A 7,521-nucleotide genomic window follows, 5' to 3' on the forward strand; every position below is an offset into this window, starting at 1 on the left:
GTTTAGAAAAAATGCGCTCTGAAAACATAATTTCTAATTGGTATGAAGTGCAAAGAAACTTATTCACTTTAGTTGTGCGCGACTACATTGTGGACAATCTTACCAATGCTTGTGCTGCTTCATCAACATAGATTCATTTTTTTGTCAATGCGTAAGTCCTAGATTATTTAACGGATGAAATTTGGTTGAGGTGAAACTCACATTCCGTACTTCAAAATGTAATACACGAGGATTACCCAGGTCCGGCTAATGATGCTTAGATAGGGTTGGCATAGCCACCAATAACACAATCCGGCGTTGCTGAATTGGCGTATGATTTTTGGAGGTAGAGACGTTCCATGGAACGTCTCTACAAGAGTCTTGAACGTATGCAAAATTATTTTCATCCCTAAAATCAGCAACGCCCACAATCCTATTGTGGTGATTTTTTTGAAGTATTGATATGTGACAAGTTGAAGTGCGGAATGCCGGATAAAAAAAACTAAATTTTTTGCATAAGCTCCCTAAGTGTGAGAGATATAGATAAATATACAAGATAAATATACAGCAATCTATTCTCACCCTGCTTAGAGGAGTGTCTACCATGCTTTACCGTCTTAAATCCCTTTCTCTTGTGACTTTGGTGCTTTCCCTGTCTTTCCCTGTCAGTGTTGCTGAATCAAGGACAAAGGAAATTATACCAACTACCTTGACTGCACAAACAGAAACTACAGAACCACGCAAAGATGAAGCGTTGGGGCTGAATAACTCCAGCTTTCTGAACCACAACTCAAGAATTAACCAGGTATTGGCACAAAAACCAAATAATCAAAAAACTCAAGCAGAAAAACTGCTGCAAAAAGGTGAAGAACTGCTGTTTAATGAGCAATCTCAAGCTGCTTTGCAAAGTTTTCAACAGGCATTGAAGATTTATCGCCGAATTAATAACTCCCTGGGAGCAGGTGAGTCAATTAGATTAATTGGTAGAGCTTACTATGATTTGAAAGATGAAAAGAAGGCAATGACTTACTATAAACGGGCATTGCAAATCGCTGAAACTATCAAAAATCGTGAGTTAAAAGGAAAAACATTACTTGCATTAGGAAGATTGTATTCTCTAAAAGAGCCTAAACGCGCTATTTCCTACTATGAAGAAGCTTTAAAAATTGCCAAAGTTATTAATAATTTTGACTTGCAAGCAAGAGTCAATTTCAATTTGGGTAGAGAGTATCAAATAGCTTTAGGAAATGATGATCGCGCCGATAAATATTATCAAGAAAGTATGATAAATGCACAAAAAAGTAAAAACCATGATACAAAAGTATGGGTATTATTCAAGCTAGGTTCTATTTACTATTTGAGGAATGCAGTCACAGGAATAAATTTATTAGAACAAGCTTTGGTAATTGTTAGACAGAATAGTAATTCTACAGCAGAAAAGCAGATCCTTCGCAAATACGAACCCTCTCTTCTTATTGCACTTGGCATAGGTTATAGATTCTTTGGTAACGGACTAAAGAAAGATCCAGAAGCACTTATTCAAATCAACAAAGAACTTCAGTATTATGAAGAAGCTGTCACAGTTGCCAAGGAGACAGGGGCAATTATTAAACAAGGACAAGCGTTAGTTGGTATTGCCCGTATGACTGAACCATCAAAAGCATTAGCAGCACTGGAGCAAGCTGCAAAAATATTCCAACAGGAGAATAATACTGACAAACTTCAAGCTACCTTGTCTACTTTGGGTGACGTTTATCAAGAAATAGGACAATTAGAAAAATCTCTAACATACTATCAGCAAGCTTTGGCTGTTGTAGAGAAAGTAGTTACTCAATCTCCTCTAGATATTGTAGACAAAAATTTGGATCAAGCATTTATTTTTAGTGGTATCGCCAATGTATATAGGAGTCTTAGTAAGTATGAAAAATCAATTGAATTTTATCAGCAATCGGTAGATATCCGGATCTTAACTTTTAAATATATTCAGGGTCTGAAACCAGATCAAAAAAATCTCTTTTCTATAAGAAGGTCTTATGTTGATAATATCAAACGTTCCATTAGAGGAGGCTATAGTGATATAGCATCGAATTATTTTTTTTTAGGGCAACAAGATCAAGTACGAAAAAATCACCAGTTAGGAGAAGCATATTCTGATTCTAGTTCTGATTCTAGTTCTGATTCTAGTTCTGATTCTAAAGACCAGAATTTAAAATCTGCATTAGATAATTTAGAACAGACGAGATCGTTGAAATTGGGATTTGCACTAGAAGCCTCTGCCTTAAGCGAGGTTGGTATTGCTTATGCTGAACTTGGAAACAATGATCAGGCATCGAAATATTTTCAACAAGCAATTGAATTATCTGAAAATTTTCCTGCAACTCAAGCAAATATATTTGGTCGCATTGGGTTCTTCTATACAGAACAAGGTCAATATGATTTAGCCATAAGTTTTCATGAAAAAGCAGTAGCAGCTGCCCAAAAAGCTAACGAAAAATTCTCACAAACACTAAATTTAAATGCAATTGGCATAAATAATTTCGATATAGGCAATCTACCTAAAGCGGTGGTTGCTTTATATGAAGCTATTAAAATTTATGAATCTGTGCGGATTGACTTAACAGATAAAAGCCAAATTTCTATTTTTGAGGGTCAATCTACAACTTACACTATATTACAAAAAAGTTTAATTGCCCAAAATAAGTTTCAAGAAGCATTAGAAGTAGCTGAACGTGGTAGGGCGAGAGCATTTGTAAATCTCTTAACATCACGCATTTCAGGGAAGCAGGTTAATCAGTTAAATGTTCAACCACCAACTATTGAAAAAATCCAGAAAATTGCCAGAGAGCAAAATGCGACAATTGTAGAATATACAATTACTCATCAATCAAGAAGGCAAAATTATCCAAAAACTTGGAATCGATCTGAGATGTATATCTGGGTAGTTAAACCAACAGGGGAAATTAGCTTTAAACAAGTAGACCTGACAACATTAAAAACACCACTTGTTGATCTTGTAAAAAATAGCCGTATTTCTCTGGGTGCTGGAGGACGGGGAATTAAAGTAGAACGTACAGGTGAGGAAGTTCAAAAAGAGAATTTACAAACCCTACATAAAATATTAATTGATCCTATTGCTTCTCTTCTGCCTACTAAACCAGATGAAAAAGTCATTTTTATTCCCCATGATTCGCTGTTTTTAGTTCCTTTTGTGGCACTGCAAGATCAAGATGGTAAATATTTAATTGAAAAACATACTATCTTAACTGCACCAGCAATTCAAGTTTTAGATTTAACAGATCAACAACGGCAAAAAGTACGGGGTAAAGATATCTTAGTCATGGGTAATCCAAAAATGCCAAAAGTGGGAAATCCTCCTGTACAACTTGACCCCCTTAAAGGTGCAGAAAAGGAAACTTTGGCAATTGCTAAATTCTTCCAAGATAAATTCTTTAAAACTAAAGCTATCACTGGGAAAGATGCCACAGAAACTGCTTTCAAACAAAAATTATCATCTGCCAGAATTATTCATTTAGCAACACATGGTCTGTTATCTGATACTGATAAAAGTATTCCTACTGCCATAGCCCTAGCAGCTACTAAAAATGATGATGGTTTACTCACTCCTGCGGAAATTATTGATTTATCTATTAATGCTGAATTGGTGGTTTTGAGTGCTTGCGATACTGGTAGAGGTGCAATTACTGGTGATGGTGTTGTTGGCTTATCTCGTTCTTTGATTACTGCTGGTGCGTCCAGTGTCATTGTCTCTTTGTGGGCTGTTCCAGATGCACCTACAGCAGAATTAATGACTGAGTTTTATCAACAATGGCAACAAAATCCTGATAAGGCTGTGGCGTTAAGAAATGCTATGCTCAACACTATGAAAAAAAGACCTGCTCCAGTAAATTGGGCGGCTTTTACGTTAATTGGTGAGTCTAAGTAAACTGGTAATTGGTGATTGGTGATTGGTGATTGGTGATCAATTCTCTGTTTTCATCTTGTAGACCTGTGGTAAAAATTAAATACAGTAGTTTGCTAAAATATGAGCCATATATTTAGCAGGCAAGATGCCTGCACCACAAGAATTTTATGATTTATATGTGTACCTCATAAAATCGGTAAGTGCTGTATTTAGCAGGCAAGATGCCTGCACCACAAAAGTTTTATCATTCAAACTTGTACCTCTTTAAAAATATGATGAATTTCACAGCTTTTTATCTGACAATTCAACAGGTTGAACAAGTGTGTTCATTTCAATTATCTTGGGGTCAAGGACAAAATTTGAGTGTCAATGTTGCCTATCCAGAAAATCTAACTATGCTATACCAGGAATGGCAAAAGATTTATCTGAGTTTTTATAATACAGCACTGCGGGGAAAAGTTGCAAATATGGGTAGTCTCGCTGCCCCTCCAATTGATTGGCACGCTCGATTAGTACAAGCTGAAGCACAATTTTTATCTGTGTTTCATAACTGGTTACACAGTGCAGAATTATTTGATATTCGTAAACAAATTGCTCAAGTTAGTAAACAAAATCAAACCCGATATCTTGATATTTTTATCGCTTGCATTACTCCAGATTTAGCCAAGTTGCCTTGGGAAGTATGGGAAATTGGTACAGAATTTGCTTTAGATTATATTCAGATTCGCATTGTCCGCACTGCTACAAATCGTCGAGAAACGGTGATAAATACTCAAGGTAAATATCCAAGTAAAGCTAGAATTTTAGTCATTTTAGGAGATGACACAGGTTTAAATTTTGAATCGGAAAAACAAGCTATTGCATCTTTAAAAGATTATGCAGATGTTAAATTTATCGGTTGGCAATCTAACAAGAATATTGATTACTTAAAAACTGAAATCGTCCAAACTATTTCTTCCCAAAATGGCTGGGATATTTTATTTTTTGCAGGACACAGTAATCAAACTAATTTGACTGGTGGTGAATTAGGTATTGCTCCTGGTGTAGCTTTATCAATTTCTGAACTTGAACCGGCTTTAATTACTGCTAAAGATAGAGGATTACAATGTGCTATTTTCAATTCTTGTAATGGTTTGAGTATTGCTGATAAATTAATTGATTTGGGTATCAGTCAAGTTGCGGTAATGCGTGAACCTATTCATAATCAAGTAGCAGAAGTATTTTTACCCCGCTTTTTGCAAGCTTTGTCTGAATATAAAGATGTTCATGAATCGTTGATTTCAGCAGCACAATATTTAAAAGTAGAAAAGAATTTTACTTATCCCAGTGCATATTTGATTCCTTCTTTATTTCGGCATCCAGGAGCAGAGTTATTTCGTCTTCAACCTGCTTTTATGGATGAAGGAATTAAAAAGTTAATTCCTAATCGTCGAGAAATAATTGTACTTTCAGTTTTATTGATTATTAGCTTGCTGTTACCAGTTCAACAATTTTTATTACAGCGTCGAGTATTATTACAAGCTATCTATCGTCAACTTACAGGACAAGTTGCAACTGTAGCAACTCCCCCAGTTTTATTGGTAGAGATTGATGAAGATTCCATTAGAAAAGCTAAAATTTCTAACCCTAAACCGATTGAGCGTAAGTATTTAGCAAATTTGATTGATAAGTTAACAGCTAATCAAGCTAAGATTATAGGTATTGATTATTTATTAGACAGACATCAAGGAGAAAGCGATCGCATTCTTGCTAACTCTATCAAAACTGCTGTAAAATCAGCAAAACCGACATTGTTTGTTTTTGCTGGAACTGCAAATCAAGATGGTCAATGGTTACGGGTATTACCTAATATTGCTAATCTTAATTGGAGTCTAGAAGGTGAAATTGAGATTTTACCTGGATATATGCAACTATTACCTGATCATAATTCTCAGTATAATAATTCTCAGTCTTCAGACCCGGATTTTTCTAAGTTATTAAATCCTGGTGCTACTTCAATTTCGAGTTTTTCAGGTTTATTAACACTTGGATATCAGTTACAACAATCTTCTGATGCACCACAACCAAAATTAGACAGTCAAGAGGATTTTTTTCAACAAATAAACAATTCTCCAGATCGTAAAGTGCAAGATAGATCCCATTCTCAAACGATTACAAGGTTCAGTTACTCACTGCATCAAATGTGGATGCACCCAATTATTGATTTTTCTATTTCTCCTCAATCAGTATATCAAAATATTCCCGCTTGGCAATTATTGGAGAATCAAAATATTCCTAAAAATCTCCAAAATTTACAAGATATCATAGTCATTATTGCACCGGGAGGATATGAAGAAGCTGGATTAAATTATGACGGTGAAGATAATTTTTTAATATCAAAGTTTCCAGCTATTAAATATTGGCGTGATCAAGAAAATCCCATCAATAAAAGCCAAGTATTAACAGGTGGTGAATATCATGCCTATATGATACATCATTTACTCACTAAAAGATTAGTGATACCCATTCCTGATTTCTGGATGATTGGAGTAGCTATATTAATAGGTAAAAGTTTAAATTTATATTTATTATATTTAGTCCCCAGAAAAAAATCTAATCAACCACAATCTTTAATCCTAGTCACCATAATTACAGGTATTTATGGTTTAATAAGTTTACAAGTATACATTTCTGCAACTGCAATTTTATTACCTTGGTTGTTACCTTCTGTAACATTGTGGTTTTACATTCTATCTGCGATTTTGGAGAAAAAATCTGATGAATAAATCTTTTTTATCTAGGGTAATTTTATCATCTCTAGTTTTCAGCACTTTAGCTATTTTACCAAATCAAGGAGTTATTGCTAAGGAAAATCCCCAGAAACCTGCTTCTTTGTGGAGTAATATTTCTCAACTGCTATTTTCTAATAAACCACCTGTAAAACCACGTAAAGGAGGTAGTCGTCCTGGAAATCCTGAAATTAATAATGTCTGCATAATTTCCCCAGATGCTCCTTCTGATACTAGAATTATTTGGAGCGATCGCCCTTTATTTCTTTGGCATGGTAAAATCAAAAAAATAAAGGTCACTGACATAAGTAATAATACTGTTATTTTCAGTGAAAATGTGGAAAATACTCAACAATATACTTATACGGGACAACCACTGCAACCAGGCCAAACCTACAAGTTAAATATATTTCTTGGTGAAAGTCGAGGACCATTTGTGAAATTTCAGATTATGGAGAGTGAAGAACGCAACAGCATTACCGCAGCACTGAAGACGCTAGAGAATAAACTACAAGCAAAAAAAAGTCATCATGAGGCGATCGCTCTTGCTAAAGCTAACTACTTTGCTAAGTTGGGTCTGTGGTCAGATGTGTTACAGCAAGCATACTCAGTACAAAAACCCTCTCTTGAGTTAGATAGGATGCTCAAAGAAATTCCTAAGCAGTTATGTAAACAGCCAAAATCAGATAGATTGTAGGGGATTGTAGGGTGCGTCAGACTGCATAAATCCTGTAAATAAACAGATTGTTGATATCTGACGCACCCTACCAATGTGCCAGTTGCGTAAGTCCTGTGAAAAAACCTACAGCAAATTGTCATCAAACCTAGAACAAGAACCCCACCCCCAACCCC

3 protein-coding genes and 1 pseudogene are annotated in these 7,521 nt (G+C 35.3%); all 4 read left to right on the forward strand.

Annotation, left to right across the window (positions count from 1 at the left end):
* Positions 1-131: pseudogene (locus IQ226_RS25445) on the forward strand (IS701 family transposase); the annotation flags it as partial.
* A gap of 452 nt (positions 132-583) precedes the next feature.
* Positions 584-3,922 (forward strand): CHAT domain-containing protein, encoded by a 3,339-nt coding sequence (locus tag IQ226_RS23925; RefSeq protein WP_193899551.1) that lies wholly within the window; start codon positions 584-586, stop codon positions 3,920-3,922.
* Between the two features lie 251 nt (positions 3,923-4,173).
* Complete coding sequence (locus IQ226_RS23930) at positions 4,174-6,666, forward strand: CHASE2 domain-containing protein (RefSeq protein WP_228039646.1); 2,493 nt, start codon at positions 4,174-4,176, stop codon at positions 6,664-6,666.
* A complete protein-coding gene (locus IQ226_RS23935) occupies positions 6,659-7,366 on the forward strand; it encodes a hypothetical protein (protein ID WP_193899552.1) in 708 nt (235 codons plus the stop codon). Before IQ226_RS23930 ends, IQ226_RS23935 begins: the two co-directional genes overlap by 8 nt.
* Positions 7,367-7,521: the final 155 nt, after the last annotated feature.

It is taken from the genome of Dolichospermum sp. LEGE 00240 (assembly GCF_015207875.1).
Taxonomy (GTDB): Bacteria; Cyanobacteriota; Cyanobacteriia; order Cyanobacteriales; family Nostocaceae; genus Dolichospermum; species Dolichospermum gracile.

Excerpts from the sequence above, each read along its gene's own strand:
- IQ226_RS23925 (WP_193899551.1), top strand. The coding sequence starts at position 584 with ATGCTTTACCGTCTTAAATCCCTTTCTCTTGTGACTTTGGTGCTTTCC.
- IQ226_RS23930 (WP_228039646.1), top strand. The coding sequence starts at position 4,174 with ATGATGAATTTCACAGCTTTTTATCTGACAATTCAACAGGTTGAACAA.
- IQ226_RS23935 (WP_193899552.1), top strand. The coding sequence starts at position 6,659 with ATGAATAAATCTTTTTTATCTAGGGTAATTTTATCATCTCTAGTTTTC.